The sequence below is a fragment of the Rhizobium sp. SAFR-030 genome, from assembly GCF_059415005.1.
This window is the reverse complement of the sequence record NZ_JBPFDO010000003.1, coordinates 184,428-209,629: the sequence shown is the minus strand read 5'-3', so window position 1 is coordinate 209,629 and position 25,202 is coordinate 184,428. Positions and strand designations below refer to the sequence as shown.

General features: G+C 63.0%; 23 protein-coding genes and 1 tRNA gene. 12 read left to right on the top strand and 12 right to left on the bottom strand.

Going from position 1 to position 25,202, the window contains the following annotated elements; all coding sequences use genetic code 11:
- Nucleotides 1–15 precede the first annotated feature (15 nt).
- Nucleotides 16–3,789: a methionine synthase gene (metH, locus tag ACR65N_RS10560; protein WP_440456968.1), complete on the bottom strand. Its 3,774-nt coding sequence runs from the start codon at nucleotides 3,787–3,789 to the stop codon at nucleotides 16–18.
- Nucleotides 3,790–3,952: 163 nt separating this feature from the next.
- On the opposite strand from metH, the gene ACR65N_RS10555 reads away from it, so the two are divergent.
- Nucleotides 3,953–5,200, top strand: coding sequence for an AGE family epimerase/isomerase (locus tag ACR65N_RS10555; protein WP_440456967.1), 1,248 nt, complete (start codon nucleotides 3,953–3,955; stop codon nucleotides 5,198–5,200).
- Nucleotides 5,201–5,251: 51 nt separating this feature from the next.
- On the opposite strand, the gene ACR65N_RS10550 is transcribed toward ACR65N_RS10555, so the two are convergent.
- Nucleotides 5,252–5,458: a hypothetical protein gene (locus tag ACR65N_RS10550; protein ID WP_440456966.1), complete on the bottom strand. Its 207-nt coding sequence runs from the start codon at nucleotides 5,456–5,458 to the stop codon at nucleotides 5,252–5,254.
- A gap of 304 nt (nucleotides 5,459–5,762) precedes the next feature.
- Between ACR65N_RS10550 and ACR65N_RS10545 the strand changes: the two genes are divergently transcribed.
- Nucleotides 5,763–6,590: a polysaccharide deacetylase family protein gene (locus tag ACR65N_RS10545; RefSeq protein WP_440456965.1), complete on the top strand. Its 828-nt coding sequence runs from the start codon at nucleotides 5,763–5,765 to the stop codon at nucleotides 6,588–6,590.
- Nucleotides 6,591–6,617: 27 nt separating this feature from the next.
- Here ACR65N_RS10545 and ACR65N_RS10540 read toward each other — a convergent pair whose 3' ends face one another.
- The gene (locus ACR65N_RS10540) at nucleotides 6,618–6,845 is read right to left on the bottom strand and encodes a hypothetical protein (protein ID WP_430304053.1); all 228 of its coding nucleotides are present in this window, start codon (nucleotides 6,843–6,845) and stop codon (nucleotides 6,618–6,620) included.
- A 393-nt stretch (nucleotides 6,846–7,238) separates the two neighbouring features.
- Between ACR65N_RS10540 and ACR65N_RS10535 the strand changes: the two genes are divergently transcribed.
- From ACR65N_RS10535 to ACR65N_RS10525, 3 genes are all read left to right on the top strand, one after another.
- Nucleotides 7,239–7,499: a hypothetical protein gene (locus ACR65N_RS10535; protein ID WP_440456964.1), complete on the top strand. Its 261-nt coding sequence runs from the start codon at nucleotides 7,239–7,241 to the stop codon at nucleotides 7,497–7,499.
- 55 nt (nucleotides 7,500–7,554) lie between these two features.
- A complete protein-coding gene (locus ACR65N_RS10530; RefSeq protein ID WP_440456963.1) occupies nucleotides 7,555–10,446 on the top strand; it encodes a hybrid sensor histidine kinase/response regulator in 2,892 nt (963 codons plus the stop codon).
- 576 nt (nucleotides 10,447–11,022) lie between these two features.
- Nucleotides 11,023–12,063, top strand: a complete 1,041-nt coding sequence (locus tag ACR65N_RS10525; RefSeq protein WP_430304059.1) for a fatty acid desaturase — start codon at nucleotides 11,023–11,025, stop codon at nucleotides 12,061–12,063.
- A gap of 20 nt (nucleotides 12,064–12,083) precedes the next feature.
- Here ACR65N_RS10525 and ACR65N_RS10520 read toward each other — a convergent pair whose 3' ends face one another.
- The 3 genes from ACR65N_RS10520 to ACR65N_RS10510 form a co-directional block, all read right to left on the bottom strand.
- A complete protein-coding gene (locus tag ACR65N_RS10520) occupies nucleotides 12,084–12,401 on the bottom strand; it encodes a hypothetical protein (RefSeq protein WP_440456962.1) in 318 nt (105 codons plus the stop codon).
- Between the two features lie 93 nt (nucleotides 12,402–12,494).
- Nucleotides 12,495–12,626 carry a hypothetical protein gene (locus tag ACR65N_RS10515; RefSeq protein ID WP_440456961.1) on the bottom strand — a complete coding sequence of 44 codons (132 nt, stop codon included), beginning with the start codon at nucleotides 12,624–12,626 and terminating at the stop codon, nucleotides 12,495–12,497.
- Between the two features lie 3 nt (nucleotides 12,627–12,629).
- Nucleotides 12,630–12,863 carry a DUF4167 domain-containing protein gene (locus ACR65N_RS10510; RefSeq protein WP_440456960.1) on the bottom strand — a complete coding sequence of 78 codons (234 nt, stop codon included), beginning with the start codon at nucleotides 12,861–12,863 and terminating at the stop codon, nucleotides 12,630–12,632.
- Between the two features lie 326 nt (nucleotides 12,864–13,189).
- On the opposite strand from ACR65N_RS10510, the gene ACR65N_RS10505 reads away from it, so the two are divergent.
- From ACR65N_RS10505 to ACR65N_RS10495, 3 genes are all read left to right on the top strand, one after another.
- Nucleotides 13,190–14,212, top strand: a complete 1,023-nt coding sequence (locus ACR65N_RS10505; protein ID WP_440456959.1) for an ABC transporter substrate-binding protein — start codon at nucleotides 13,190–13,192, stop codon at nucleotides 14,210–14,212.
- Between the two features lie 52 nt (nucleotides 14,213–14,264).
- Entirely contained in the window at nucleotides 14,265–15,032 is a 768-nt protein-coding gene (locus ACR65N_RS10500; protein ID WP_440456958.1) for an ABC transporter ATP-binding protein, read from the top strand.
- Nucleotides 15,033–15,150: 118 nt separating this feature from the next.
- Nucleotides 15,151–15,879, top strand: a complete 729-nt coding sequence (locus ACR65N_RS10495; RefSeq protein ID WP_440457317.1) for an ABC transporter permease — start codon at nucleotides 15,151–15,153, stop codon at nucleotides 15,877–15,879.
- A gap of 87 nt (nucleotides 15,880–15,966) precedes the next feature.
- Here the strand turns inward: ACR65N_RS10495 and ACR65N_RS10490 are convergent, their stop codons facing one another.
- Nucleotides 15,967–16,548, bottom strand: a complete 582-nt coding sequence (locus ACR65N_RS10490) for a thymidine kinase (RefSeq protein WP_440456957.1) — start codon at nucleotides 16,546–16,548, stop codon at nucleotides 15,967–15,969.
- Between the two features lie 398 nt (nucleotides 16,549–16,946).
- On the opposite strand from ACR65N_RS10490, the gene ACR65N_RS10485 reads away from it, so the two are divergent.
- From ACR65N_RS10485 to ACR65N_RS10475, 3 genes are read left to right on the top strand one after another with little or no spacing between them, the layout of a single operon-like run.
- Entirely contained in the window at nucleotides 16,947–17,501 is a 555-nt protein-coding gene (locus ACR65N_RS10485; protein ID WP_440456956.1) for a hypothetical protein, read from the top strand.
- Nucleotides 17,498–18,262 (top strand): hypothetical protein, encoded by a 765-nt coding sequence (locus tag ACR65N_RS10480; protein WP_440456955.1) that lies wholly within the window; start codon nucleotides 17,498–17,500, stop codon nucleotides 18,260–18,262. Before ACR65N_RS10485 ends, ACR65N_RS10480 begins: the two co-directional genes overlap by 4 nt.
- Nucleotides 18,263–18,297: 35 nt before the next feature.
- Nucleotides 18,298–19,164, top strand: coding sequence for a hypothetical protein (locus ACR65N_RS10475; protein ID WP_440456954.1), 867 nt, complete (start codon nucleotides 18,298–18,300; stop codon nucleotides 19,162–19,164).
- Between the two features lie 8 nt (nucleotides 19,165–19,172).
- Here ACR65N_RS10475 and ACR65N_RS10470 read toward each other — a convergent pair.
- Nucleotides 19,173–19,248 (bottom strand) — tRNA-Ile (locus tag ACR65N_RS10470).
- A 183-nt stretch (nucleotides 19,249–19,431) separates the two neighbouring features.
- Here ACR65N_RS10470 and ACR65N_RS10465 point away from each other — a divergent pair.
- Nucleotides 19,432–20,238, top strand: coding sequence for an SIMPL domain-containing protein (locus ACR65N_RS10465; RefSeq protein ID WP_440456953.1), 807 nt, complete (start codon nucleotides 19,432–19,434; stop codon nucleotides 20,236–20,238).
- 118 nt (nucleotides 20,239–20,356) lie between these two features.
- Here the strand turns inward: ACR65N_RS10465 and ACR65N_RS10460 are convergent, their stop codons facing one another.
- From ACR65N_RS10460 to rpoD, 4 genes are all read right to left on the bottom strand, one after another.
- Nucleotides 20,357–20,680, bottom strand: a complete 324-nt coding sequence (locus ACR65N_RS10460) for a hypothetical protein (protein ID WP_440456952.1) — start codon at nucleotides 20,678–20,680, stop codon at nucleotides 20,357–20,359.
- 124 nt (nucleotides 20,681–20,804) lie between these two features.
- Nucleotides 20,805–21,227, bottom strand: a complete 423-nt coding sequence (locus tag ACR65N_RS10455) for a secondary thiamine-phosphate synthase enzyme YjbQ (protein ID WP_440456951.1) — start codon at nucleotides 21,225–21,227, stop codon at nucleotides 20,805–20,807.
- 35 nt (nucleotides 21,228–21,262) lie between these two features.
- A complete protein-coding gene (locus ACR65N_RS10450; protein WP_440456950.1) occupies nucleotides 21,263–22,753 on the bottom strand; it encodes a DUF930 domain-containing protein in 1,491 nt (496 codons plus the stop codon).
- A gap of 109 nt (nucleotides 22,754–22,862) precedes the next feature.
- A complete protein-coding gene (gene rpoD / locus ACR65N_RS10445) occupies nucleotides 22,863–24,914 on the bottom strand; it encodes an RNA polymerase sigma factor RpoD (RefSeq protein WP_430304087.1) in 2,052 nt (683 codons plus the stop codon).
- Nucleotides 24,915–25,202: the final 288 nt, after the last annotated feature.

Here is a 25,202-nt window from a genome sequence, read left to right as displayed (position 1 = left end):
GGTATCCGGCTCAGATCACGCGGCGTCGTCGACCGCGTCCTCGGGCTTTGCCGGCACGTAGTTGAGGACCGGTCCAAGCCAGCGCTCGATCTCTTCCACGGGCATGTTCTTGCGCCGCGAATAGTCTTCCACCTGATCGCGCTCGACCTTGGCCACGCCGAAATAGTAGCTGTCCGGGTGACCGATATAGAGACCGGACACCGACGAGCCGGGCCACATCGCATAGCTTTCGGTCAGGACCACGCCGGTGGTGTCTTCGGCCTTCAGGAGATCGAACAGCGTCCGCTTTTCCGTATGGTCAGGTTGGGCCGGATAACCGGGTGCCGGACGGATGCCGGCATAGGTTTCCGAAATCATGTCTTCCGGCGTCAGCGTCTCGTCGGTCGCATAACCCCAGTATTCGCGCCGCACCTGTTCGTGCATGCGCTCGGCGAAAGCTTCGGCAAAACGGTCCGCCAGCGCCTTGACGAGGATCGACGAGTAGTCGTCGTTCGCCCGCTCGAAGCGTTCGGCGATCGCCACCTCCTCGATGCCGGCCGTCACCACGAAGCCACCGACGTAATCCTGCTTGCCGCTTTCGACCGGTGCCACGAAGTCGGACAGCGCCACGTTCGGGCGGCCGTCGCGCTTCGACAGCTGCTGGCGCAGCGTGAAGAAGGTCGCCAGTTCGTCCGTTCGGCTGTCATCGGTGAACAGGCGGATATCGTCGCCGACGCTGTTGGCCGGCCAGAAGCCGATCACCGCGCGCGGCCGGAACCACTTCTCGTCGATGATCTTCTTCAGCATCGCCTGGGCGTCGCTGAACAGCTGGCGGGCAGCCTCGCCCTGCTTTTCGTCCTGGAGAATGGCCGGGTAACGGCCCTTCATTTCCCAGGTCTGGAAGAACGGCGTCCAGTCGATATAGGCGGCGAGCTCCTCAAGCGAGTAATCCTCGAACACCTTCGTGCCGAGGAACGACGGCGTCTTCGGCTCAAAGGCCGCCCAATCGACCTTCTGGGCATTGGCACGCGCGCGGGCGATCGGCAGGCGGATCTTGTCCGCTTCCGAGCGGGCGTGAGCCGCGGCAACCTTGGCATATTCGGCACGGATGTTGGCGACGTAGTCCTCGCGGCCACCTTCCGCCAGAAGGTTGGATACAACGCCGACAGCGCGGCTGGCATCGGTGACGTAGACAGCCTGGCCGGCACTGTATTTCGGGTGAATCTTGACCGCCGTGTGGACGCGGCTGGTCGTCGCGCCACCGATCAGCAGCGGCACGTCAAACCCCTGACGTTCCATTTCGGACGCCACATGCACCATCTCGTCGAGCGACGGCGTGATCAGGCCCGACAGGCCGATGATGTCGACCTTCTCGGCAATTGCCGTCTCGAGGATCTTGGTGGCCGGCACCATGACGCCAAGATCGATGATCTCGTAATTGTTGCAGGCCAGCACGACGCCGACGATGTTCTTGCCGATGTCGTGGACGTCACCCTTGACCGTCGCCATCAGCACCTTGCCGGCCGACTGGCGCTGGCTGCCGCCGTTCAGGCGCTTTTCCTCTTCCATGTACGGAAGAAGAACCGCCACGGCCTGCTTCATCACACGGGCCGACTTCACCACCTGCGGCAGGAACATCTTGCCCGAGCCGAACAGGTCGCCGACGACGTTCATGCCGGCCATCAGCGGCCCTTCGATGACGTGCAGCGGCCGGTCAGCGCTCTGGCGGGCCTCTTCGGTATCGGCTTCGATATAGTCGGTGATGCCGTTCACCAGTGCATGCTCGAGGCGCTTGGCAACCGGCCACTCACGCCAGCTGAGATCCTGCACCCGGGCTTCCTTGCCGGCCGCGCCGCGGTAGCGTTCGGCAACGGTCAGCAGGCGCTCCGTGCCATCCGGCCGGCGGTTGAGCACGACGTCCTCGCAGGCCTCGCGCAGGTCGGCATCGATGTTCTCGTAGATCGCCAGCTGGCCGGCGTTGACGATGCCCATGTCCATCCCGGCCTGAATGCAGTGGTAGAGGAACACTGCATGCATCGCCTCGCGCACCGGCTCGTTGCCGCGGAACGAGAAGGACAGGTTCGACACGCCGCCGGAGATGTGCACGAGCGGCATTTCCTGGCGGATCGTGCGGGTCGCCTCGATGAAGTCGACGCCGTAATTGTTATGCTCGTCGATGCCTGTGGCGACCGCAAAGATATTGGGGTCGAAGATGATGTCTTCCGGCGGGAAGCCGCCCTGTTCGGTCAGGATCTTGTAGGCACGACGGCAGATCTGCACCTTGCGGTCATAGGTATCGGCCTGGCCCTGCTCGTCGAACGCCATGACCACGACCGCGGCACCATAGCGGCGGATCAGCTGCGCCTGCCGGATGAAATTCTCTTCGCCTTCCTTCAGCGAGATGGAATTCACCACCGCCTTGCCCTGCACGCATTTGAGGCCGGCCTCGATGATCTCGAACTTCGACGAGTCGATCATGACCGGAACCCGCGCGATGTCCGGCTCGGCGGCGATGAGGTTCAGGAACTCGACCATGGCGCGGCCCGAATCGATCAGGCCCTCGTCCATGTTGATGTCGATGATCTGCGCGCCGTTCTCCACCTGGTCGCGGGCGACGGCGAGCGCCGAGGTGTAGTCGGCAGAGGTGATCAGCTTGCGGAACTTCGCCGAGCCGGTGACATTGGTGCGCTCGCCGACGTTGACGAACGGGATGTCCTTGGTGAGCGTGAAGGGTTCGAGGCCCGACAGCGACATGAACGAGCGATGCTCGGGCAGCTGGCGCGGCTTGAACGGTGCGACCGCTTCGGCAATCGCCCGGATATGGTCGGGCGTCGAGCCACAGCAGCCGCCGATGACGTTGATCAGGCCTTCGCGGGCGAATTCCTTTACCTGACGGGCCATGTCGTCCGGCGACTGGTCGTACTGGCCGAACTCGTTCGGCAGGCCTGCATTCGGATAGGCGCAGACGAAGGTGTCGGCAATCGCCGAGACTTCCTGCAGATGCGGCAGCATGGCATCGGCGCCGAGTGCGCAGTTGAAGCCGATGGTGAACGGGTTGGCGTGGCTGATCGAGTTCCAGAAGGCGGTCGGCGTCTGGCCCGACAGCGTCCGGCCGGAAAGGTCGGTGATCGTCCCCGAGATCATCACCGGCAGGCGGATGCCCTTTGCGGCAAAACGCTCCTCGCAGGCGAAAATCGCCGCCTTGGCGTTCAGCGTGTCGAAGATCGTCTCGATCAGGATGATGTCGGCGCCACCGTCGATCAGGCCGTCGATCTGTTCGGAATAGGCAAGCCTCAGGTCGTCGAAGGAGACGGCGCGGTAGCCGGGATTGTTGACGTCCGGCGAAATCGACGCGGTGCGGTTGGTCGGACCGATGGCGCCGGCGACGAAGCGACGCTTGCCGTCTTCGCGGGTTGCCCGCTCGATCGCCCGGCGCACCACCTGCGCGCCTTCCTTGTTGAGATCGTAGACGGCGCCTTCCATCTCATAGTCGGCCTGCGCGATGCGCGTCGACGAGAAGGTGTTGGTCTCGATGATGTCGGCGCCCGCCATCGCATAGCGATAGTGGATGTCCTCGATCGCCTGCGGCTGGGTGAGGATCAAGAGGTCGTTATTGCCCTGCTGATGGCAGGCGCAGCCGATGAACCGGTCACCGCGAAAATGGTCTTCGTCGAAGCCGAGGCCCTGGATCTGCGTGCCCATGGCACCGTCGAGGATGAGGATCCGTTCGCTCGCCGCCTTTGCAAGCGCCTCGAAGATTTCCCGTCCGTCGCGCGCAGCACCTTCGGGACCGAATAGATGATCGAACACGGACGTACTCCTCAGGCTCGTCATGGATCAACGTTGATCACATAAACATATCTTTATGTCAACATACAGCGAATTTCAGGCGGTACCCCGGATGGCTCATGACATGCCTCCGCCCGGACGGTATAGGCATGTTCGACCACCATTCCAAGTTTCGGGAGACTTCATGATCGCCGCCGGACCGCTTCCCGCCCTGTGGGCAGACCGCCCTTATCATCGCAAGTGGCTTTTGTCGCAGGCGGAAGCGCTGATGGATTTCTTCCAGGTCCGCGCGATCAATCCGAAGGGCGGCTTCTACGACCTCGACCCGACGGGTGCGCCGCTCGATACCGACAACCCGGCGCGCGGCATTCACGCAAGCGCCCGCATGGTGCATTGCTTCGCCATCGCCGACCTGATGGGCCGTCCAGGTGCCGCTGACGTTGTCGATTACGGCATGCGCTATCTCTGGGAGAAGCATCGCGACCAGACGCATGGCGGCTACTTCTGGCAGGCAAATGACGACGGCCCGGCGGACGCCTCGAAGCAGGGCTACGGCCACGCCTTCGTACTTCTCGCCGCATCTTCTGCCAAGGTCGTCGGCCACCCGCTCGCCGACCGCATGCTCGCCGACATCACCGAGGTCATCGAGACGAGGTTCTGGGAGGACAGCCACGGCGCGATCGCCGAGGAATTCTCCGCTGACTGGCAGCCGGTGCCCGGCTATCGCGGCCAGAATTCAAACATGCACCTGACCGAGAGCCTGATGGCCGCCTTCGAGGCGACCGGCGAAACGCACTACCTGAGGAAGGCCGAGAGCATCGCCGACCTTCTGATCAACCGGCGCGCCCGCGAGGAAGGCTTTCGGGTCGCCGAGCATTTCAACGAGAACTGGGTGGTCGATCGCGATTACTACCATGTCAACGAGATGTTCCGTCCCGCCGGCACGACGCCCGGCCACTGGCTGGAATGGGCGCGCCTGCTGCTTCAACTCCATGCGCTCGGCGGCAAGCGCCACGCCTGGATGCCGGAAGCCGCGACCGCCCTCTTCGAGCGTTCGATGACGCTTGGCTGGGACAGGCAAAAGAGCGGTTTCTTCTATACGCTCGACTGGCAGGACAGACCGGAGAAGACGGCCAAGCTCTGGTGGCCGATGTGCGAGGCGGCCGGTGCGGCGCACTTCCTCAATGCCCATGTGCCAGACGCTTTCCATGAAGAGAGCTACCGGACGATCTGGTCGAAGATCGCCGACAACTTCATCGATCGCGACAACGGCGGCTGGCACGAGGAACTGACCGAGGATCTCGTTCCGGCGTACACGCTGTTTCCCGGCAAGGGCGACATCTACCACGCCCTGCAGGCCTGCCTGATCCCGCTGTTTCCGGCAACCGGAAGCCTCACCAAGGTAATCCGCGAAAACGGCGCCTCCCTCTGAAGTGACGGTCTGCGGGCACGCGGAGGCCGCATGATTTGATCGTCGCTCGGACTAGCGGGCGACGATCATCTGCCGGAGACGATCCTCCTCGCGCACGCCATTGACGTAGAGTTCGATGATGGTTGAAGCCAGCAGGCTGGCCTCGACGCTGTTGCGGGCAAAACCCTGCCGCGACAGGGCGGCGTCGAATACGCGCTGCAGCATCGCCAGTTCGTCTGGCGCGAGCACGCCATCCAGAACAGCCTGATCCTTGATCATCGGAATCACCTGTCATGCTTGGACAAAGGCAGCCGCATCATGCGGAGGCCGGAGGGAAACCGTCGCGCTGAACGCCAGCGGGGGTCGGCGGTTTCCCTCACCACCAGGGATGGCAGATCGAATTTACTCGCATCCTCGACCGCGTCTTGCACAGAAGGCGCATGGCGTTACCAGATCCTTGCGTCCCGTTCTGGAACGTTCCGTTCTGGCACAGGCTTGTCGAGCGAACGGTGCGACATCGACGGGACTCGCCAAATCTCGGCGGCCGCAGTAGGAGACGCAGCCACCGGATCCCAGCTAGACCATGATGAAACCGACACTCCTCAGCCTCCTCGCCCTGTCCTTCGCCCTCGACGCATCAGCACAGACACCGCAGCCATCACCAGCGACGCCAGTGGCAGTCACTCTGCCTGCCGCGCCGCTGCCGCATGCTGCCGCCACGCCAGCCAAAAGATCGGCGAAGCTGCTCGAACCGGCGCTGCATGTGAAGGGTTCGGGAGACAAGGCGCGTCCGCGGATCGCGCTGACATTCGATGCCTGCATGGGCAAAGCCGACGAGCGGATCCTCTCGGTGCTGATCGGCGAGCAGATCCCGGCGACGATCTTCGTCACGGCCCGCTGGCTGCGGAGCAATCCGGATACCGTCGCGGTTCTCAAAGCCCACCCTGAACTGTTCGAACTGGAGAACCATGGCGAGAACCACGTGCCGGCAATCGACGTGCCGGTGTCCGTCTACGGCATCGCCGCGGCCGGCTCGACTGCCGCGGTGCTGCAGGAGGTGTCAGGTGGTGCAAATGCGATGCAGACTGCCGGCCTTGACGCACCACGCTGGTTCCGCGGCTCGACCGCGAAATATGATCTCAGCGCCATCCGCCAGATCCGCGGCATGGGCTATCGGATCGCCGGTTATTCGGTGAATGGAGACGGCGGCTCGCTCCTTGGAGCGGGCGTCACGGAAAAGCGCATCGGTGCAGCGAAGGATGGCGACGTGGTGATCTCCCACATCAATCAGCCCACACACGCGGCAGGCGAAGGCGTTGCAAAGGCGCTGCTGTCGCTGAAGCGCCGCGGCGTCGAGTTCGTCAGGCTGTCGGAGGCGGAGGACCTCGGAGACGACGAAACGACTCGCTGAAGTCTGGCTACCTGTAGAGCGTGCAGTTCAGCGTGAGGTGCGTTCCGCCTGCGGCAAAAGCAGGGCTGCATCGAGCCGGTGATAGAAGGCGTCGGCATTCGCCTGCAGCAGGCGCGTCTTCAGCCGCTCCACTTCGACTCGCGCCGTCTGGTTCAGGAGGCTCGCAAGTTCCGCGTCTTCGACGCCGTCCGCCTTCATCAGCAGGGCGATCAGAGGGTCGCTTGCAAGATCGTTGAGGGTCAGTTCCGGTTTCATCGTCTTTGTCCTCCGTGCATGCGAATCACTATGCGGATGGATTACGACAAAAATGTCTCGGAGGAAAAAGTAGCCGCTGTCACCTACGCTCGAGAGTTTTCCACTGTTCTGCTGAAGACCCATAGAACACAGGCAATTCAATGCAGGCCAGAAATCCGCAGGCGTCTCGGATACAGCGCCTGCTCAGGCCATCGCGCATGCTGTGGAAAACCTGTGGAAATCCCGCCCGCGCTGAGCGCGGCGTTGTCCGTTCGTTCGATCTCCGTTCCGCATACGCCACCGCGTTCGCACCGCCGTTTACGAAGCCTCGTCATACGGCCGTTAACCATTTTCCTCCAGACTGGAACCGGCCCGCAGATGACGCGTTGTGGACCTCGGATGGAGACAGACGACATGAAGCAGAAGATTTTCGACTGGCTGGGCGTGCAGGACGCGCTGGAGGCAACCGGCACCTATGCGGATGGTGTTTCCACCTCACCCGCGACGAAAAGATCGCCGAGACGCGCAGCGAACGCCTGCGGATATCCTACGGTCGAGACTTCCGCACAGCTCACCGTATTGCCGATACCGTGCCGGTTCTTCACTGACCGTTTCGTCTACTGGCTGACATACGCATCCGTGACCGCCGTTTCGGTCCGCCTCAACTTGTCTTAACCGGAAAAACTCCTATAACCTCCGTGAATTACGGGTGCGGCGGGGTTTTTTGCACATGTTTCGGCGTACGGGACTTTCGGGGCTCGATCTAGACCAACTTTTCATCGTGTCACCCAACCCATACGTGATCCTGGACCAGGACTTCACGATGCTGGGTGTCAACGACGCCTACCTCGCCGTCACTATGCAGGGTCGCGAATCGATCATCGGCCGGAACATGTTCGACGTGTTCCCCAGCGATCCCGATTCCGTGCATGGGAAGATGCTGCGTCAATCGCTGGCGAAAGTGTTCCGCACCGGTCAGGTGGATCACCTGCCGCTGATTACCTACCCGATCGCACGCCCCGACGGCAGCCTGGCCGAGCGTTACTGGAGTGCGACCCACACTCCGATCAAGGACGATACCGGTGACGTGCGGCTGCTCCTCCAGCACACGGTCGACGTGACCGAACTGCATCTGCTGCGCCAGGCCAATCCCGAGGCGACCTTCCAGATCCAGACCGACGTGATGCGCCGGGCCGATGCCGTGCAGGGCGAAAACCTGGCGCTGGGTGAAGAACGTGAATACCTGCGCAGCCTGTTCGAGCAGGCACCCGGCTTCATGGCTGTTCTGCATGGCCCCGAACATATCTTCGAAATCACCAATGCCGCCTACGAGACTGTCGTCGGGCGCGGCGGCCTGAGCGGCCGGACGGTTCGCGATGCCCTTCCCGACCTCGTCGGACAGGGTTTCTACGAGCTTCTCGACAAGGTCTATCGGACAGGCGAGTCCTACAGTGCGTTTGGAGCGCGGATCAGCCTGAAGCCGACGAAGGTGGACGACGCCGAAGAGCGGTTCCTAGATTTCATCTACCAGCCGCTGCGCGACCAGTCGGGCAATGTCAGCGGCATCTTCGTCCAGGGTCACGACGTCACGCAGCTGAAGCGCGCGCAGGAGGCCGCCCGCGAGAGCGAGGACCGGTTCCGCACGCTTGCCCAGTCGATGCCCGACCATGTCTGGACTGCGACCGCCCAAGGTGTGCTGGAATGGTGCAATCCGGCAATGCTCAGCTATGCGGGATGGCTAAACGAGGCTGCCGTGCCGGAAAGCTTTGCCGTGCTGCTGCCGCCGACCGAAAGCGACCGCATCCGCGGGCTGTGGCGTGCGACACTGGCATCGGGCGAAAACTTCCAGTCGGAGCTGCGCCTGCGCGGTCATGACGGCAACTACCGCTGGTTCATTACCCGCGCCGTACCGATCCGCAATGCCGACAGCCAGATCGTCCGCTGGGTCGGCACCAACACCGACATCGAGGATCAGAAGAAGACCGAGAGCCGGCTGGAAAGCCTGGCGACCACTCTCGAGAGCCGTGTGGAAGAGCGCACAGCCGAACTGCTGAAGACCCAGGAAGTGCTCCGCCAGAGCCAGAAGATGGAAGCGATCGGCAATCTGGCAGGCGGCATCGCCCACGACTTCAACAATCTGCTTCAGGTCATCACCGGCAATCTGCAGCTGCTGGCCCGCGACATCGGCGGCAACGAGGCTGCCGAGCGGCGGTTGAACAGCGCGCTTGCCGGCGCGACCCGCGGCGCGCGCCTGGCATCGCAGCTGCTGTCCTTCGGTCGTCGCCAGCCGTTGGCGCCCAAGGTCATCAATCTCGGGCGCCTGGTGCGCGAGATGGACCATCTGATGCGCCGCAGCCTCGGCGAGGCAATCGAGATCGATACGATCGTCGGCGGTGGGCTGTGGAACACCCAGGTCGATCCGTCGAACGTCGAGAATGCGCTTCTGAACCTTGCGATCAACGCCCGCGACGCGATGGACGGCCACGGTCGCCTGACCATTGAGCTCGGCAACGCCTATCTCGACGACCATTATGCGCAGAATGCCTTCGACGTCGAAGCAGGCCAATATGTCATGCTGGCAGTCAGCGACACCGGCTGCGGTATGCCTGCCGATATCCTGGCGCGCGCCTTCGATCCCTTCTTCACCACCAAGCCGGAGGGCAAGGGAACCGGCCTCGGCCTTTCCATGGTCTACGGCTTCGTCAAGCAGTCCGGCGGTCACATCAACATCTACAGCGAACCCGGCAGCGGCACGACTGTGCGCATCTACCTGCCCCGCTCTATGCAGAGCGAGGACGTACTGACCGAAGACGTCGGCGGCCAGGTGACCGGCGGCAGCGAAACCATCCTCGTCGTCGAGGACGACGATGCGGTCCGCGACATCACCGTCAGCCTGCTGCTGGATCTCGGCTACAAGGTGCTGAAGGCCCGCGACGCCGACAGCGGCCTGGCGATCATCGAGAGCGGCGTGCAGATCGACCTGCTGTTCACCGACGTCGTGATGCCCGGTCGCCTGAAGAGCAGTGAACTCGCCCGCAAGGCCAAGGAACGGCGGCCCGATATCGAGGTGCTGTTCACGTCGGGCTACACGGAAAATTCGATCGTCCATGGCGGCCGCCTGGATCCCGGCGTCAACCTGTTGAGCAAGCCCTATGCGCGCGAGACGTTGGCGCGCAAGATCCGCTCGCTGCTCGACCGGGCGCGAGAACGGGCGGCGCTCAATGGCACAGGTGCCGGCGAACAGTCCCCCACCCCTCCAGTGCCCAGCTCGATCCGCGTCCTGTTCTGCGAGGACGAGGCGCTCATTCGCATCTCGACGGCCGATTACCTGCAGGATTTTGGCTTCACCGTCGTCGAAGCCGGGACCGGTGGCGAAGCGCTTGAGGCCATGGACGGTGCGGCAATCGACATCCTGGTCACTGATGTCCACCTTCCGGACATGAACGGTCTTGATCTTCTGCACAGGGTACGCGAGGTGCATCCGGACCTGCCGGTGATCTTCGCCACCGGCGACATGCATGTGCCGGGATCGGAAGCCTTGGAAAAGGCGAGCCTGATCACCAAGCCCTACGACTACGACCTGCTGGCAAAGCGGATCAGGGACATGGTGGCTGGCAGCTGACCACCAGGATCGGGCGCTGGCCGTCAGGCAGGCAGGACAGCTGCGACCTCACGCCGCGGCTGCACGCAAGGCGTGATGGCCCACGAGGCCCGGACAAAACTTGACAAGCGCACTCATATCATCTAACTGAAACCATTGAATTTACGTGTAAATGGCGCCGCTGGCGCGGTCATGTTCTCCCGTCAACGTCAAAGCAGCGGATGCGTCCATGGGTGCTTTATGGGCGCCTGTCGTGTGCCGCCATCAATGCAGGCCGAATGGCTCAATCAAACCAGACAGTTGATCGGGTTCTATCGCGCAGTCATCTGAAAGCCTGCAGCTGGGACCAGCTTTCGAGCATGCATGTGACGACGATGAAATCCGCAGCGGCAAGACGGCATAGACGCCGGAATGTCGGCTGAAAAAGCCTCGAAACATGATATTGCCCACGCTGCCGGCGAAGCAGGATGCAGAGCCGGACGAATTACCCCGGCGGCCAGTGACGGTGTCGATGTCGCTACGCCGCACGGATGTGCCCTGCCCGCCGACGAACATGTTTCGGACGCGACGCCAGAGGCTGAACAAGGAAGACGTTTTATGACTGCCGATGCAGCCACCACGAAGGCACCACAGCAGGACACCGCAGCCGCATGGCTGAAGATCCTGTCGAAATACCGTCAGCCCCGGTTCGGCCGCAGCGCCTTCGAGCTCGCCGTCACCGTTCTGCCGTTCGTCGCCTTCTGGGCCGGCGCCTGCATCTCCGTCTACTACGGCTTCTGGCCCGGGCTGATCCTGATCCTGCCGGCCTCCGCCTTCCTGCTGCGGCTGTTCATGATCCAGCACGATTGCGGTCACGGCTCGTTCTTTGCCCGTCGCCGCCTCGATGACTGGACCGGCCGCGTCATCGGCGTCTTCACGCTGACCCCTTATGATTACTGGCGCAAGGCGCATGCCAGCCACCACGCCACGGCCGGTAATCTGGATGAGCGCGGCGTCGGCGACATTACCACGCTGACGGTCGAGGAATATCGCAGCCGCTCCTGGTCCGGCCGGCTTGGCTACCGTCTCTACCGGCACCCGCTGGTGATGTTCGGCATCGGGCCCGCCTGGCTGTTCCTGTTCAAGCAGCGCCTGCCCTTCGGCATGATGCGCTCCGGCCGCCTGCCCTGGGTCTCGACCATGGCCACCAATCTGGCGGTTGCCGTCCTGACGGTGCTGATGATCTGGGCCGTCGGTCTGGTGCCCTTCATCCTCGTGCATCTGCCGACAGTCCTGCTCGCAGGCGCCGCCGGCGTCTGGCTGTTCTACGTCCAGCACCAGTTCGAGGAGACCCACTGGTCGACCTCGGAGGAATGGCAGTTCCCGCAGGCCGCGCTGCATGGCGCGTCGCATTACGATCTTCCGCCGGTGCTGCGCTGGCTCACCGGCAATATCGGCGTCCACCACATCCACCACCTGTCGAGCCGCATTCCAGGCTATCGCCTGCCGGAAGTGCTCGTCGACCATCCGGAACTTGCCGGCATCGGTCGCATCACGCTGTGGCAGAGCATTCAGTGTGTGCGGTTGGCGTTGTGGGACGAGAAGGCCGGCAAGCTCGTCTCGTTCCGCGAAGCCTCGACGCGTGCCGTGGCGGCCTGAGCAATCCCGCCGGCCTCGCGTCAGGGGCCGGTCTTGCCGGGCGTCTTCGCCCAGGGCGACGTGCTGGGCGATCCAGCCTCGACCGTCGGCTCGATCGGCGCGGGCTGCGCCTCTTCGTCGCCGGCGTTCTTTCCCAGTAAATCCCTGAGGGCCGCAGCTTCCGGCCGATCGCCGGTAATCTCGAGGAAGCTCTTGACGTCGAGCCGCGTCTCCATGCCGCCGGATGGCGGATTGGCGCGGTGAATGACCGTGTCCTCGCCCGGCGTCGTGCCGCGCTCCAGCAGCCATCGGTCGCCGTTCGAGCTTGCGCTAAATTGGATCGGGTCTCCGCTCATCATCGATCTCCCAAGGTTGAAGCGCAGCATTTCCAGCGCGCCTGAAGAGCACAGCTCCTCGCCTGAACGGGCAGCGGCGCAAAAGGATGCGTCGTGTCAGACCCGGCGATCAGGCGACGTCTTCTTGAGCTTGGTCCACATCAGCCGGCAGCCCCAGAGACCGAGGATCACCAGGTCGACGGCGAGGAACAACAGGAAGTAGTGATAGATCTGCAGGTCGCCGAACATCCCTCAGGCCACCGGCGTGCGCGGAGCAGGCGCCGCCATGAGGCGAAAATAGTGTTCGGCGTGCTGGTAATAATTCTCCGCCTCGATGCGTTCGCCGGCAGAGCTCTTTTCGCGCGCAAGCGCCAGGTAGTGCTCGTAGGTCTGCCGGTCGCTTCCCGACCGACGGCTGGATGAATGACTGCTGCGACCGTCCGCGCGCGTGCCGGACTGTCTGCTGGATCTCTGGGAATTGTTCATGAAATCGATGAGGCCGGGTTCCGGCCTTCTCCTTGATGGATGATGGAAAGACTGAGGGCGCGTTCGACGGGTCTGCTGGACTGCCATCCGATGAAGCGGGAGGCGTAACCGTCTCGGGGTTCGCCTCAGGGCATAGATGCCGGTTCGGGGCGCGCTCGTGATGATATGACTGCTAGCTCACCAATGTGGCCCTTTCAAGTCGTCGCATCACACGCCGAAACTCAGTCTCACCCGGTTCCACGCCTGATTAATCGTTGTCATCAGCGAGATTGAATGGCAGTGACAGGTGAGGTGCCGTCAGGTGCCCGATCTAGGAGGAGACACCCATGACATTGCATTTCACTCGCCGTCAGACACTGCTGACGCTGGGCGCTGCCGGTGCGGCTTTCGCGCTCGGCATCCCGGCCCGCGCCGCCACCCGCAACCTCGCCGTCCTCAATCTTGCAAGCCATGCGCCGAGCTTCATCGCTTTCGAGCGCGGCTACTTCAAGGAGGCCGGCCTCGACATCGAAATGAAGTTCTTCGAGGCAGCGCAGCCGATGGCCGTCGCCATTGCCTCCGGCGATGCGGAATTCGGCGTCACCGCCATGAGCGGCGGCCTGATCAGCCTGGCGCAGAAGGATGCCGTCAAGGTCGTCGGCGGCGCACTGATCGAAGAGAAGGGCGTTGCCGGCGCCGTGATCCTTGCGTCCAACAAGGCCTATGAGGCTGGCCTTACCGATCCGTCGAAGCTGGCCGGCAAGAGCTTCGGCATCACCACCGCCGGTTCATCCTTCCACTTCATGGCCCATAAGATCGCTGCCGCCAACAATATCGATCTTGCCGACATCCAGCTGCGCCCGCTGCAGAAGCTCGGCGCCATCGTCGGCGCGCTGTCGACCGGCCAGATCGACGCCTGGGCGATCCAGGCCAACGTCGCCAACAAGATGATCCGCGAAGGTGCCGCCCGCAAGATCGGCATGGTCGCTGACTACGCGCCGAACTACCAGGTGACCACCGCCTTCACCTCGACGAAGAACGCCAGGGACGAGCGCGCCCTGACGCAATCCTTCATCGCCGCCTATTCTCGCGCCATCGACGACTACAATGCCGCCTTCGTCGACAAGACGAGCGACGAAGCCGAACGCAACACGCTGGCGAAGCTCGTCCACAAATACGTCGAGAAGGACAGCCCGGAGGACGTTGCACGGCAGAACCTGATGGAAGGCGCGATGCGCATCAACAAGGGTCTGGCGCTGTCGCTCGGCAGCTGCGTCGAACAGCTGGAATGGTTCAAGTCGGAAGGCATGGTCAAGGATGCCATCACCAACGAGCAGCTGTTCGACACGTCCTATGTGAAGACGATCTGATCGGATTTGCGGACATTTCCGCCGGCCGCGCGGCCGGCGCTCAGGAGGCCCGATGGACCTGAAACTGAACAATGTCAGCCACCACTACGGCGCGGTGGAGGTTCTGCGCGACATCTCGCTGGAGATCCCGCAGGGACAGATCGTCTGTCTCGTTGGGCCCTCGGGCTGCGGCAAGTCCACGCTCCTGCGCTTTCTGGGCGGCCTGGAGCGGCCGGACCGTGGCGAAGTCCTGCAGGTGGGAGAGCCGCCGGCGGACTGTCTCAATCCCCTCACCTACGTCTTTCAGCATTTCGCCCTGCTGCCGTGGCGAACGGTGGACGGCAATATCCGGCTGGTGCTCGAAGATCACCGGCTGCCGCGGCGCGAGATGGATGCGATCGTCACCGATGTTCTGGAGCGCACGCGGTTGAGTGATTTTCGCAACGCGCTGCCGAAGCAGCTGTCGGGCGGCATGCGTCAGCGCGTCGCGATCAGCCGGGCGCTTGCCGTCCGCCCGGCCGTGATGCTGATGGACGAGCCGCTTTCGGCGCTCGACGCGCAGACCCGCGAACTGCTGATGGACGACCTCGTCTCGCTGTGGACCCGCCAGCCGTTCACCTCCGTCTACGTCACCCACAATCTGAACGAGGCGGTGCGCCTCGGCCACCGGGTGATCGTCCTCTCCCGCCGCCCGGGGCGGGTGCGCGAGATCGTCGACATCGACATCCCGCTCGCCGACCGGCATCTCGGCGACACGCGTCTCGAGGAAAAGCAGAAGCAGCTCTGGGACCTGATGCGCGAGGAAGCGATGGCTGCCGACAAGGAACTTGCCGATGTCTGATGCGCAAACGATCCCCCTCGCCCCTGCCACCGCCGGCACGACGACGAGCCGAGACGGCGCAGACAACATACGGGTGCCGTTTCGCGGCGGCGGCTTTTCGCCGATCCCGGTACGCGGCATGGCGATCCTCGTCTTCGTTGCGCTGATCATCGTCGCCGAAATCGGCACCCGCACCGGCATCATCTCCAATCTGACGCTGCCGCGCCCGTCGGCCGTGCTCGAAACGCTGGTGCAGCTCTGGCAGACCGGAGGCCTGTGGCGCCATCTCCTGCCGTCGCTGCAGCGCCTGCTCGTCGGCGGGTCGCTGGGCATCGCTGCCGGCATTTCGCTCGGCGTGCTGATCGGCCTGTTCAGCTACGTCCGGGCGGGCCTTGTTCCGCTCGTCGCGGCACTCTTCCCGATCCCGAAGATCGCCCTCCTGCCGCTTTTCGTCATCTGGTTCGGCATTGACGAGATGTCGAAATACGCGCTCATCGCCTTCGGCACCTTCACGCCGACGGTGGTCGCCACCTACGGCGCAGTCGACAATGTCGACCGGTCGCTGATCCGCATGGGGCAGAGCTTCGGCCTCAGCTGGTGGTCGATCGTCCGCAAGATCGTCCTGCCCGGCGCCTTCCCGGCGATCCTTTCGGGGCTGCGCGTCTCTGTGTCGATCGCCATCATCCTGCTGGTTGCCGCCGAAATGCTCGGTGCCCAGTATGGCGTCGGCTCCTACATCCTGGAGGCCGGCTCGCTCTATGATCTGGAAAAGCTGTTTGCCGGCGTGACGATCCTGTCGGTCATGGGCCTCATCGTCAACTTCGTCATCGGCCAGATCGAGCGGCGTTTTCTCAGCTGGCGCGGATGATGCCGGAGCCATCGGTGGCGCCCAAGGCTGCCTGAAGCGCCCATGCCCCGGTGAGCGACAAACATCGTGACCCGGGCGCTCGACGCCTCAGTCGCAGCGCATCTTCTCGGCCCAGTGCCGGCGGCAGAGCGACACGTATTTGTCGTTTCCACCGACCTCGACCTGGGCGCCCTGATGGATGACCTCGCCCTCCGCATCGACCCGCACCACCATTGTCGCCTTGCGGCCGCAGAAGCAGATGGTGCGCACTTCGCGCAGCTCGTCGGCGATTGCCAGCAGCTCCTGCGAGCCGGGAAACAGCTTTCCCTGGAAATCCGTGCGCAGGCCGTAGGCCATGACCGGAATGCCGACGCTGTCGCTGATGCGCGCCAGCTGCCAGACCTGGTCGGAAGACAGGAACTGCGCCTCGTCGACGAAGACGCAGGTGATCGGCTCGGCCGCGTGCATCTCGACGATCGACGAGAAGAGATCGTCGTCAGGACCGAAGGGAATGGCATCCGAGGCAAGCCCGATGCGCGACGCCACCTGCCCCTTGCCGGCGCGGTTGTCCAGCCCGGCGGTAAAGATCACCGTGCGCATGCCGCGCTCCTGGTAATTGTAGGAGGCCTGCAGCAGCATGGTCGACTTGCCGGCATTCATCGTCGCGTAGTGGAAATAGAGCTTGGCCATCCCCCCTTTTGCCGCCCGACGGACGCCGGCGGAAGAGCCGGCGTGATGAAGCCACAGAGATTTTTGAGGGGTGGTGGGGGTGGGTGGGGTGGGGTGGGGTGGTGGGCAGTAATGACTGTTTGTCTGGGATCGCGGGCAATCATCCAGCCTTGTGTGTCTCAATAAACAAGACGGTGAAGCCACAGGCTAGTATCGACCGCGACCGGTCTTACCGAAACCCAGCATTCGTCTATAGAAACGAGTTGCGGAGGGCGTGGATGCGGAGGTCGGGTATATCCAGGCGGTCATGCGGGATTGGATTAGATCCCGCGTAGAGCTATCGAAGTACAGGTCTGCATCAGAATCTAAATGCAGCTCTATTTGATGTTTGATATCCTCCGCCTTTGACAGGGGAGGTAATGATGAGACGCAATGGATTTGTATATACAGTAGTATGTTCGATCATGCTGACGAATTTGTGGACGCCTGAAGCTAGATCGCAACAATACAGTACGAACACCGACCCAAAGCCGATCTTGCGGAGGCTGATCAACGCCTTTCGTACCTGCGGACCTCCGCATGCTTATCAGATACTTGGCCCCCAGCTGTATCAGACGATTTTCATGCAGACCGGCGGCATGGGATGCTATCAGCAGATCACGGCTGCGGGCTCGGTAACGAACATGCAGGTTGAAGATGTTGAACAGTTGCCAGCCGGGCCGATTTTTACCGTTCGCGTGACGCACCAGTCCGGGTTTCTCGTCGACTGGTTCATCGGGTTCAGCAATTACACCGGAAAGGTCGAGTACCTCACCTTCGTTGCAGCGTCGCCAGCGTCGCCAGCCCCTACTATCCAAGACGGCCCTACGGGGGCCGCTGGCACCAGCCCAGTTGGCATACCGACCAACCAAACGGCAGTCATTTCGGGCGCAGATTCCGACTGCGCGGCAAAATGGGGGACGATGTGCCAATGAAAGCGGTCATGACACGCAGGAAGCTGGCAGTCGGCACGGGAGCGTTTCTCGGAGCCTATGGTCTTAGGGTCGGCTGCGCTTGCGCCCAACAGACGATCGGCTGCTTCGCAGTTGATCCGACGGCCGTTCTGAAGAGAACGTTCAAGCAGTTTTCCTTCTCAGGCCCTGCCCTCTCCATAGTGATAAAGCCGGATTCCGGAGACAGCGACCTTGATCGCGCCCTTGTCTTTGCTCTCAAATCGTTGCGGACTACTTTTTCCGTTTCGCCTAGCTTCGGCTTTTTCGATGATTCCGCCTTCGGGCAACCGAACGCGATAGCGACCCCCCACAAGCGCGACGGAGAGAGTAGCGATGGCAACATAATTTTCGGTCAGAACATGCTGAAAGACCTTATGCGGTACCGGGATCCCGGCGCTGCGGTGCTTGCGGTATGCGCACATGAATTCGGGCACATCGTCAGCTACAAACTGAACCTGATGAAGGAACTTAATCCCAACGAAACCCAGCCTCTGAGAGCTGAGCAGTACGCCGACTACATGGCCGGCTTCTTTGCAGGGCAGAAGAAGCTGCAAATCCCAAGCTATCCTGCCTATGACTTTCTCGAAACGCTGGGCAATCTCGCAGGCGGCGACCACGGGACGAAGGAGCAGCGACAAGAGGCAGTCTATGAGGGCTACAAGGACGCGCACGATCAAAAAATGACCATGGCTGAAGGAGTATATCGGGGATCCGATTGGGCAAAACAACGGCCAGCAACCTAGGAGGAGCTTTGATGCGCAGAAGGCACTTCATTACCATGGCTGCGATCGGCGGGATCGGATGGGCGATACCCCGCCCGGGCGCGGCACAGGCAGATCGTTTCAACGAGATCTGGGCGACGCTGCAGTCGGATCCGGCGCTAATCGACCAAGCGATCACGTTTCGTGACTTCGCCCTGGAGGACGACGGTGTGACATGCATCAACGTCGTCAACGACGGAACGACCACCTGTATGGTCAGCGCAGCGAGGCGCCCGCCGCGTCTGGCACCTTCAGAGCTGAAAATCTCTCGCGCCGCGCAAGACCTGATCATCTACTATGAGGTCACGAACAAAGCGAAGTACGACCGGGAGCTTGAAAAGCCGATCTGGCCAGGTGGAGAATCGGGTGTGACTGTCGGCTTCGGCTATGACCTTGGTTATGTATCGAGGGCCGACTTTCAGGCGGAATGGAAAGATCTCATCCATCCGTTTGCGATCGAAACTCTGGCATCCGTGTGCGGCCTGAAGGGGCCGAATGCGCAACGTTCGCTTGACAGCGTCACCAGGGTGCGGATTGATTGGGATGCTGCCAACAAGCAGTTCTCCACGGTTCTTCTACCGATTTTCGTCGCCCAAACGGAGAAATTTCTTCCTAACCTTTCGACGCTTCACGAGGACTGCCGTGGTGCACTTGTGTCGCTCGTCTTCAATCGGGGCACCGCAACCAGCCTGAACAACGACACGCGCGATACGCGGCGAGAGATGCGGGACATCAAGGCGCTGATGGCCGCTCAGAGTTTCAAGGAGATTCCGCAGAAGCTGAGGGATATGACCTGGATATGGAAAGATAACCCCAGAGCCCGAGGCGTGGCGCTTAGACGCGAGGCGGAAGCTGCGCTGTTCGAACGAGGTCTCAGCGCGTAGTCCGAATTTGGTGGGCCTGGAGAGACTCGAACTCCCAACCAAGCGGTTATGAGCCGCCGGCTCTAACCATTGAGCTACAGGCCCTTTCGTCGTCGACGAAGGTGCCGGAGGCAATGGTCTCTCCGGCGGTTCGGCTCTAACGCAAATCGTTGCCATCCACAAGCCGTCGCCGCATTGGCTTCACAATCTGCGGGCAGGTCTCCATGCGGCACCAAAACGGTCCCGGACGCCGTCCGGGCATAACCACATACGCCGCGGAGGACCTTCATGACGTTCAACTTTTCCCTCTCCCTGCCCCGCTCGAACACCGGCCCGCTGGCAGCGCTGATCCTGTCGGCCGCCCTCGTCGCGCCGGCGGCAGCCTTCGCCCAGGCACCGCCACCGCCGCCCGGCCATCCGGCTCCCGCCGGTGGACCGATGCATCCAGGCCAGCCTGCCCCTACCCTTCGGGTCACCGGCGAAGGCCGCGCCGCGGTCGCTCCCGACATGGCGATGCTGACGCTTGCCGTGACGCGCATGGCCGATACCGCGGATGCAGCGCTTGCCGCCAACAATGCGGCGCTGCGCGAGGTGCTGGCGGCGCTGAAGGAGGATGGCATCGCCGAGCGCGACGTGCAGACCAGCGAGTTTTCGATCTTCCCGCGCTACAGCCAGCCCGATCCCAACCGGCAGGGCAACACCGAAGCGCCGAAGATCGAAGGCTACCAGGTCACCAACGGGCTGACGGTGCGGGTGCGCGACCTCCAGAAGCTCGGCGCCATCCTCGACCGCTCGGTCAAGCTCGGCGTCAACCAGGGCGGCCAGATCAGCTTCACCAATGCCGATACCGCCAAGGTGACGGACGAGGCGCGCCGCAATGCGGTGGCCGATGCGATGGCCAAGGCGAAGACACTTGCCGACGCCGCCGGCGTGCCGCTCGGCCAGATCGTATCGATCGAGGAGAACAGCCAGCGTCCCGAGCCGATGCCGATGATGCGCATGGCCATGGCCAAGGAGGCCGACGGCGTGCCGGTTGCCGGCGGCGAGAACACTTATACGGTCGCCGTCGAGATGCGCTTCGAGATCGGCCGCTGACATAACGAAACGCCGCCTGGCCGGGTCACGGCACAGGCGGCGTCTTTCCATATTCCGTCCCTTCGGTCCGGCGCCAGGCGACAGACCGAAGGGACGAGGTTCTCTGAGGCAGAGAGGACTAGCGGCGGATAACCGGGCAGCCACGCTCGTTGGCGAAAACCATCCGATCCGGACCACGGCGGTCGAAACCGGACACGACGACGACGCGACGGTTGACGTCGACCACGCGGGCACGGCGAAGGCCCATGCGCGAAGCCTTCTCCTCGGCAAGACCTGGCGAGCAGACGTCGCGGTGACGCGGACGGCCGCGATAGTCGTCACCGCGGTACTGTGCCTGGATGACCAGGCCATTGTCGGCAGCCGAAGCGGTGGCAAGCGGTGCAGCAATGCCGGATAGGGCGATCAGCGCGGCAAGACCGGTCTTTGCGAGAAACTGTTGCATGGATATTCCCTCCAAATGTTTGGTTCGCCTTGGTGGCGATGGAGGCAATCTAGGGCGGCGGATCTGAATGGCCACCAAATTCGCCATTCACCCGGCGTTCATTCAAGAAGGCCGTTTGCGGGCCTCACGGCGACAGATGCATGACCACTTCGCGGCGGTGCGGCCGGTCGCGATGCTCGAACAGGTAGATCCCCTGCCAGGTGCCGAGCGCCAGCCGGCCGCCCGTGACCGGGATACCGATGGACACCGTCGTCAGTGCCGATTTCACATGCGCCGGCATGTCGTCCGGGCCCTCGGCGGTGTGGATCATCCACGTCATCGATGGATCGTCGCTTGGCGGCACCAGCCGGGCGAAAAAGCCCTTGAGATCGCGCTGCACGTCCGGATCGGCATTCTCCTGCACGATCAGCGAGCAGGAGGTGTGGCGGACGAAGAGCGTCAGCAGGCCCTCGCTGAAGCCGCAGGCGTCGATGAAATCCGCCGCCTGCGCCGTGAACTCGTAGAGCCCCTGCCCGCGCGTCGACAGGCTGATGATCTTCTGCGGCATATATTCCTCCTGCCTCTCAGTGGCGGACCATCCGGTCAGAGTTCCGGAAACCGGCGCTTGCGCCACTCGCTGCGCGGCACGGCGCCGCCGACCGCGAACGAGAAGCTTGTCACGGTGGTTGCGTCCTTGTCGACAGTGCAGCGGAAGCTGACATCGTACCAGACGCCGCCGGCACGAAATGCGCCGCGCCGCACATCGAGCGAGGTGCTGCCGGCTCCCAGCGTATAGGCCGGGATGAGTTCCGGCATGTAGCGCGGCGCGTTATTGCGCAGCTGGGCCTGAAGCTCCGTACCGCACAACTGGCCGGCGCGGGCGCCGCGCGGTATGTTGCCCATCGCCGTCATCGCCGTCATGTCGCCGGTGGCAGACGCCGAATAGAGACGCTTGGCCTCCTTGAGTGCCGGTGCAGCAGCAGCCGGCGGCGCTGCGGGGCGCGGCGTTGGCGTGACGCTGGCCGGCGGCCCTTCCACTCCATCGCCCGCTCCCTCGCCGGCTCCCTCCTCGGCAGGTGGCGGCACCGCCTGTGGATCGGCGGCATCCGCCCTCGGCAGAACCGCAAGCACTTCCGGCGCGGCTGGCGCGGGCGTCGTGGCTTCCTGCCCACCACCCGCCACTGCATCCGGTGCTGCATCATTAGGGGCATCCGGCGGCTGCGTCACGTCGCCCGGCGGCGGCGGCGGGGCAGCATCCGCGACATCCTGCTCGGCAGGCTTTGCGTCTTCCGCCGGCGGCTGTTTAGCCGGTGTTTCTTCCGGCTTGACCGCGTCCGGCTTCACGTCGTCCGGCTTGGCCTCTTCGGGCTTCGGCTCGTCGGGCTGCGTCTCGTCCGGCTTGGCCTCTTCGGCGTCCGGCGCACCGGTCTGCGCACTGTCGCCGTCCGCCGCCTGCTCCGGTCCCTGGTTCTTATCGCCGAACTTGAACACCGGCTGCAGAGTGGGGATCGGTGCGCCGGGCTCGGATTGCGGCTTAGCCTGCTCCTGCTCCGCGGTCTCCGGTGGTGGTGGTGGTGGTGGCGGAGGAGGAGGAGGAGGTGGTGGTGCCGCCTCCTCCTGCTTCGGAGGCTCCGGTGGCGTCTCAGGCTGCGGCGGCTGTTCCGGCTCCGGCGGCTTCTCGGCCTCTTCCGGCTTGTCGAATTCGGGAATCTTCAGCGGTTCCGGCGGGGGCTCCGGCTGCGCCTCGGGCACCTTTTCGGGTTCGGGCACCTGTTCGGGCTCCGGCTCCGGCGGTGGAACGATCTCCACCGACACCGTCTCCTCCGTAGGCGGGCTCTGCGTCGGCTGCGGCAGGTCGACGAGCAGCGCCGTCACCACCAGCACATGCAACAGGATCGAGGCGCCGATGCCCCAGCGCACATAGGCGGCCGATGCCCCGCCAGACGGCAGATGCGCCTCCGGTAGCGACCCGCCCACGCCGGAGCCCTCGATCGCCTGATCGGCGATCTCCGCATCGGCACTCGGCGAATTTCTGTCGGACGCGTCCTGCATCAGCACCATGTAGGGAAAATCACCGCCCGGATCGAGAGGCAAATCGAACTTCTGGAACGCAAGGACCCGGCAGGATCGCTCCCGCCGGGTCCTTGTCGATTAACAACTCGGCAAACTCTGCTGCCGAGGAAGAGATACAGCGGGCGAACCCTTAGCTGTCCAGGAAGCTCCGCAGCTTTCTGGAGCGGCTCGGATGCTTCAGCTTGCGCAGCGCCTTCGCCTCGATCTGGCGGATACGTTCGCGGGTCACCGAGAACTGCTGGCCGACTTCTTCCAGCGTGTGGTCGGTGTTCATGCCGATGCCGAAGCGCATGCGCAGGACACGTTCCTCGCGCGGCGTCAGCGAAGCCAGCACCCGGGTCGTCGTCTCGCGCAGGTTCGCCTGGATGGCGGCATCGATCGGCAGAAGCGCGTTCTTGTCCTCGATGAAATCGCCCAGGTGGCTGTCCTCTTCGTCACCCACAGGGGTTTCGAGCGAGATCGGCTCCTTGGCGATCTTCAGAACCTTGCGCACCTTTTCGAGCGGCATGGCGAGCTTTTCGGCCAGTTCTTCCGGCGTCGGCTCGCGACCAATCTCGTGCAGCATCTGGCGCGATGTGCGGACGATCTTGTTGATCGTCTCGATCATGTGCACCGGAATGCGGATCGTGCGGGCCTGGTCGGCGATCGAACGGGTGATCGCCTGCCGGATCCACCAGGTGGCGTAGGTCGAGAACTTGTAACCGCGGCGGTACTCGAACTTGTCGACCGCCTTCATCAGGCCGATATTGCCTTCCTGGATGAGGTCGAGGAACTGCAGGCCGCGATTGGTGTACTTCTTGGCGATCGAGATGACGAGGCGAAGGTTCGCCTCGACCATCTCCTTCTTGGCGATCCGCGCCTCGCGCTCGCCCTTCTGCACCATGTGAACGATGCGGCGGAATTCGGTGACCGAGATACCGGTCTCCGTCGCCAGGTTCTGGATCTCCTGGCGGATATCGCGGATCGTGTTGCTCTCGGCGCGGGCAAAGTCCTTCCAGCCGCGGGCGGCCAGATTGGCGATCGACTTCATCCAGTGCGGATCGAGCTCGGCACCCTGATACTGCTCAAGGAACGAGTCGCGCTTGACGCCGTAGGATTCCGCCAAACGCAGCAGGCGGCCTTCGTTCTGCACCAGACGCTTGTTGATGTCGTAGAGCTGCTCGACAAGGCTGTCGATGCGGTTCTGGTTGAGCGACAGCGACTTGACGGCCGTGATCAGCTGGTCCTTGAGCTCCTTGTAGCGGCGCTCCTGGCCCGACGAAAGCGTACCGGTGCACGAGAGGCGGGCCTCCACCTGCTGGTCCTGCAGCTTGCGCAGCTTCTTGTAGGTATCGGCGATCGTATCGAGCGTTTCCATGACCTGCGGGCGCAGTTCCGCTTCCATGGCAGCAAGCGACAGGCTCGACTCGTCGTCGTCCTCCTCTTCCTCTTCCATGGGCGGCAATTCGCCACCGACATTGGTCACGTCGTCTTCGCCGGACGGCGCGCGCAGCCGCCGGGTCTTTTCCTTCTCTTCGGCAGCCTTGCGGTCAGCCTCGATCTTTTCCGGGCTCTGGAACTGCGGCGCAGCCTTCGCCTCGGGACCGGAATAGGTGGTCTCGAGATCGATGATCTCGCGCAGCAGCGTCGTGCCTTCGTTCAGTTCGTCACGCCAGATGATCAACGCCTGGAAGGTGAGCGGGCTCTCGCACAGCCCGGCGATCATCGTCTCGCGGCCGGCCTCGATCCGCTTGGCGATGGCGATTTCGCCTTCGCGCGACAGAAGCTCCACAGAACCCATTTCGCGCAGGTACATGCGCACGGGATCGTCGGTGCGGTCCGTCGGCTCCTTCTTCTTCGCGGTTGCGACAGCCGTGTTGCCGGCAGGGGCGAGTTCGCCGCCTTCAGCTTCCGCCTCGTCGTCGCTATCGTCGTCGTTGGATGTCTGCTCTTCGGCTTCCTCGTCCTCGACGACGTTTATGCCCATGTCGGAAAGCATGGCCATCGTGTCTTCGATCTGTTCCGAGGTTACCTCTTCTGAAGGCAGCACCGCATTCAGCTCGTCCATCGTCACGTAACCGCGCTTCTTGGCGAGCTTGATCATCTTCTTGACGGCATCATCCGAAAGATCGAGAAGCGGACCGTCCGTAGCGCCGTCACGTTCGTTCTCAGCTTCGTCGTTTTCTTTGACTTTCGTTGCCATGTATTTCGTCTTTCCTTGGACGTCATTCGCGATGTTCCGACAACCGCCGACGCGTTTGCGAAGCACAGTCGAACACGTACCGGGTGGACAATTAATTCCCGCTTAACCAAGAGGAAGTCCCGCTGCCCGGGGAGCTACCGCCCTCACGCCAACGATCCTGATCCTCGTGGCTGATACGTTTGCTCCGCCTACTTATGCCAGAAACGGTGATTCCCACAATTTCCCTCTCCGTCAAGCCTTTCTAAAGGCAATGCGCAGTTAAAAGCGGAAAAAGCGAGACAGCATACA

Bases quoted from the DNA above. Each gene is read 5' to 3' on its own strand.
- ACR65N_RS10480 (WP_440456955.1), top strand. From the start codon at position 17,498: ATGAAAGCGGTCATGACACGCAGGAAGCTGGCAGTCGGCACGGGAGCG.
- ACR65N_RS10515 (WP_440456961.1), bottom strand. From the start codon at position 12,626: ATGTTCGGCGACCTGCAGATCTATCACTACTTCCTGTTGTTCCTCGCC.
- ACR65N_RS10530 (WP_440456963.1), top strand. From the start codon at position 7,555: ATGTTTCGGCGTACGGGACTTTCGGGGCTCGATCTAGACCAACTTTTC.
- ACR65N_RS10545 (WP_440456965.1), top strand. From the start codon at position 5,763: ATGATGAAACCGACACTCCTCAGCCTCCTCGCCCTGTCCTTCGCCCTC.
- ACR65N_RS10460 (WP_440456952.1), bottom strand. From the start codon at position 20,680: ATGCAACAGTTTCTCGCAAAGACCGGTCTTGCCGCGCTGATCGCCCTA.
- ACR65N_RS10505 (WP_440456959.1), top strand. From the start codon at position 13,190: ATGACATTGCATTTCACTCGCCGTCAGACACTGCTGACGCTGGGCGCT.
- ACR65N_RS10510 (WP_440456960.1), bottom strand. From the start codon at position 12,863: ATGAACAATTCCCAGAGATCCAGCAGACAGTCCGGCACGCGCGCGGAC.
- ACR65N_RS10520 (WP_440456962.1), bottom strand. From the start codon at position 12,401: ATGATGAGCGGAGACCCGATCCAATTTAGCGCAAGCTCGAACGGCGAC.
- ACR65N_RS10535 (WP_440456964.1), top strand. From the start codon at position 7,239: ATGAAGCAGAAGATTTTCGACTGGCTGGGCGTGCAGGACGCGCTGGAG.
- rpoD (WP_430304087.1), bottom strand. From the start codon at position 24,914: ATGGCAACGAAAGTCAAAGAAAACGACGAAGCTGAGAACGAACGTGAC.
- ACR65N_RS10540 (WP_430304053.1), bottom strand. From the start codon at position 6,845: ATGAAACCGGAACTGACCCTCAACGATCTTGCAAGCGACCCTCTGATC.
- ACR65N_RS10525 (WP_430304059.1), top strand. From the start codon at position 11,023: ATGACTGCCGATGCAGCCACCACGAAGGCACCACAGCAGGACACCGCA.
- ACR65N_RS10495 (WP_440457317.1), top strand. From the start codon at position 15,151: ATGGCGATCCTCGTCTTCGTTGCGCTGATCATCGTCGCCGAAATCGGC.
- ACR65N_RS10490 (WP_440456957.1), bottom strand. From the start codon at position 16,548: ATGGCCAAGCTCTATTTCCACTACGCGACGATGAATGCCGGCAAGTCG.
- ACR65N_RS10550 (WP_440456966.1), bottom strand. From the start codon at position 5,458: ATGATCAAGGATCAGGCTGTTCTGGATGGCGTGCTCGCGCCAGACGAA.
- ACR65N_RS10485 (WP_440456956.1), top strand. From the start codon at position 16,947: ATGATGAGACGCAATGGATTTGTATATACAGTAGTATGTTCGATCATG.
- ACR65N_RS10455 (WP_440456951.1), bottom strand. From the start codon at position 21,227: ATGCCGCAGAAGATCATCAGCCTGTCGACGCGCGGGCAGGGGCTCTAC.
- ACR65N_RS10500 (WP_440456958.1), top strand. From the start codon at position 14,265: ATGGACCTGAAACTGAACAATGTCAGCCACCACTACGGCGCGGTGGAG.
- ACR65N_RS10475 (WP_440456954.1), top strand. From the start codon at position 18,298: ATGGCTGCGATCGGCGGGATCGGATGGGCGATACCCCGCCCGGGCGCG.
- ACR65N_RS10465 (WP_440456953.1), top strand. From the start codon at position 19,432: ATGACGTTCAACTTTTCCCTCTCCCTGCCCCGCTCGAACACCGGCCCG.
- ACR65N_RS10555 (WP_440456967.1), top strand. From the start codon at position 3,953: ATGATCGCCGCCGGACCGCTTCCCGCCCTGTGGGCAGACCGCCCTTAT.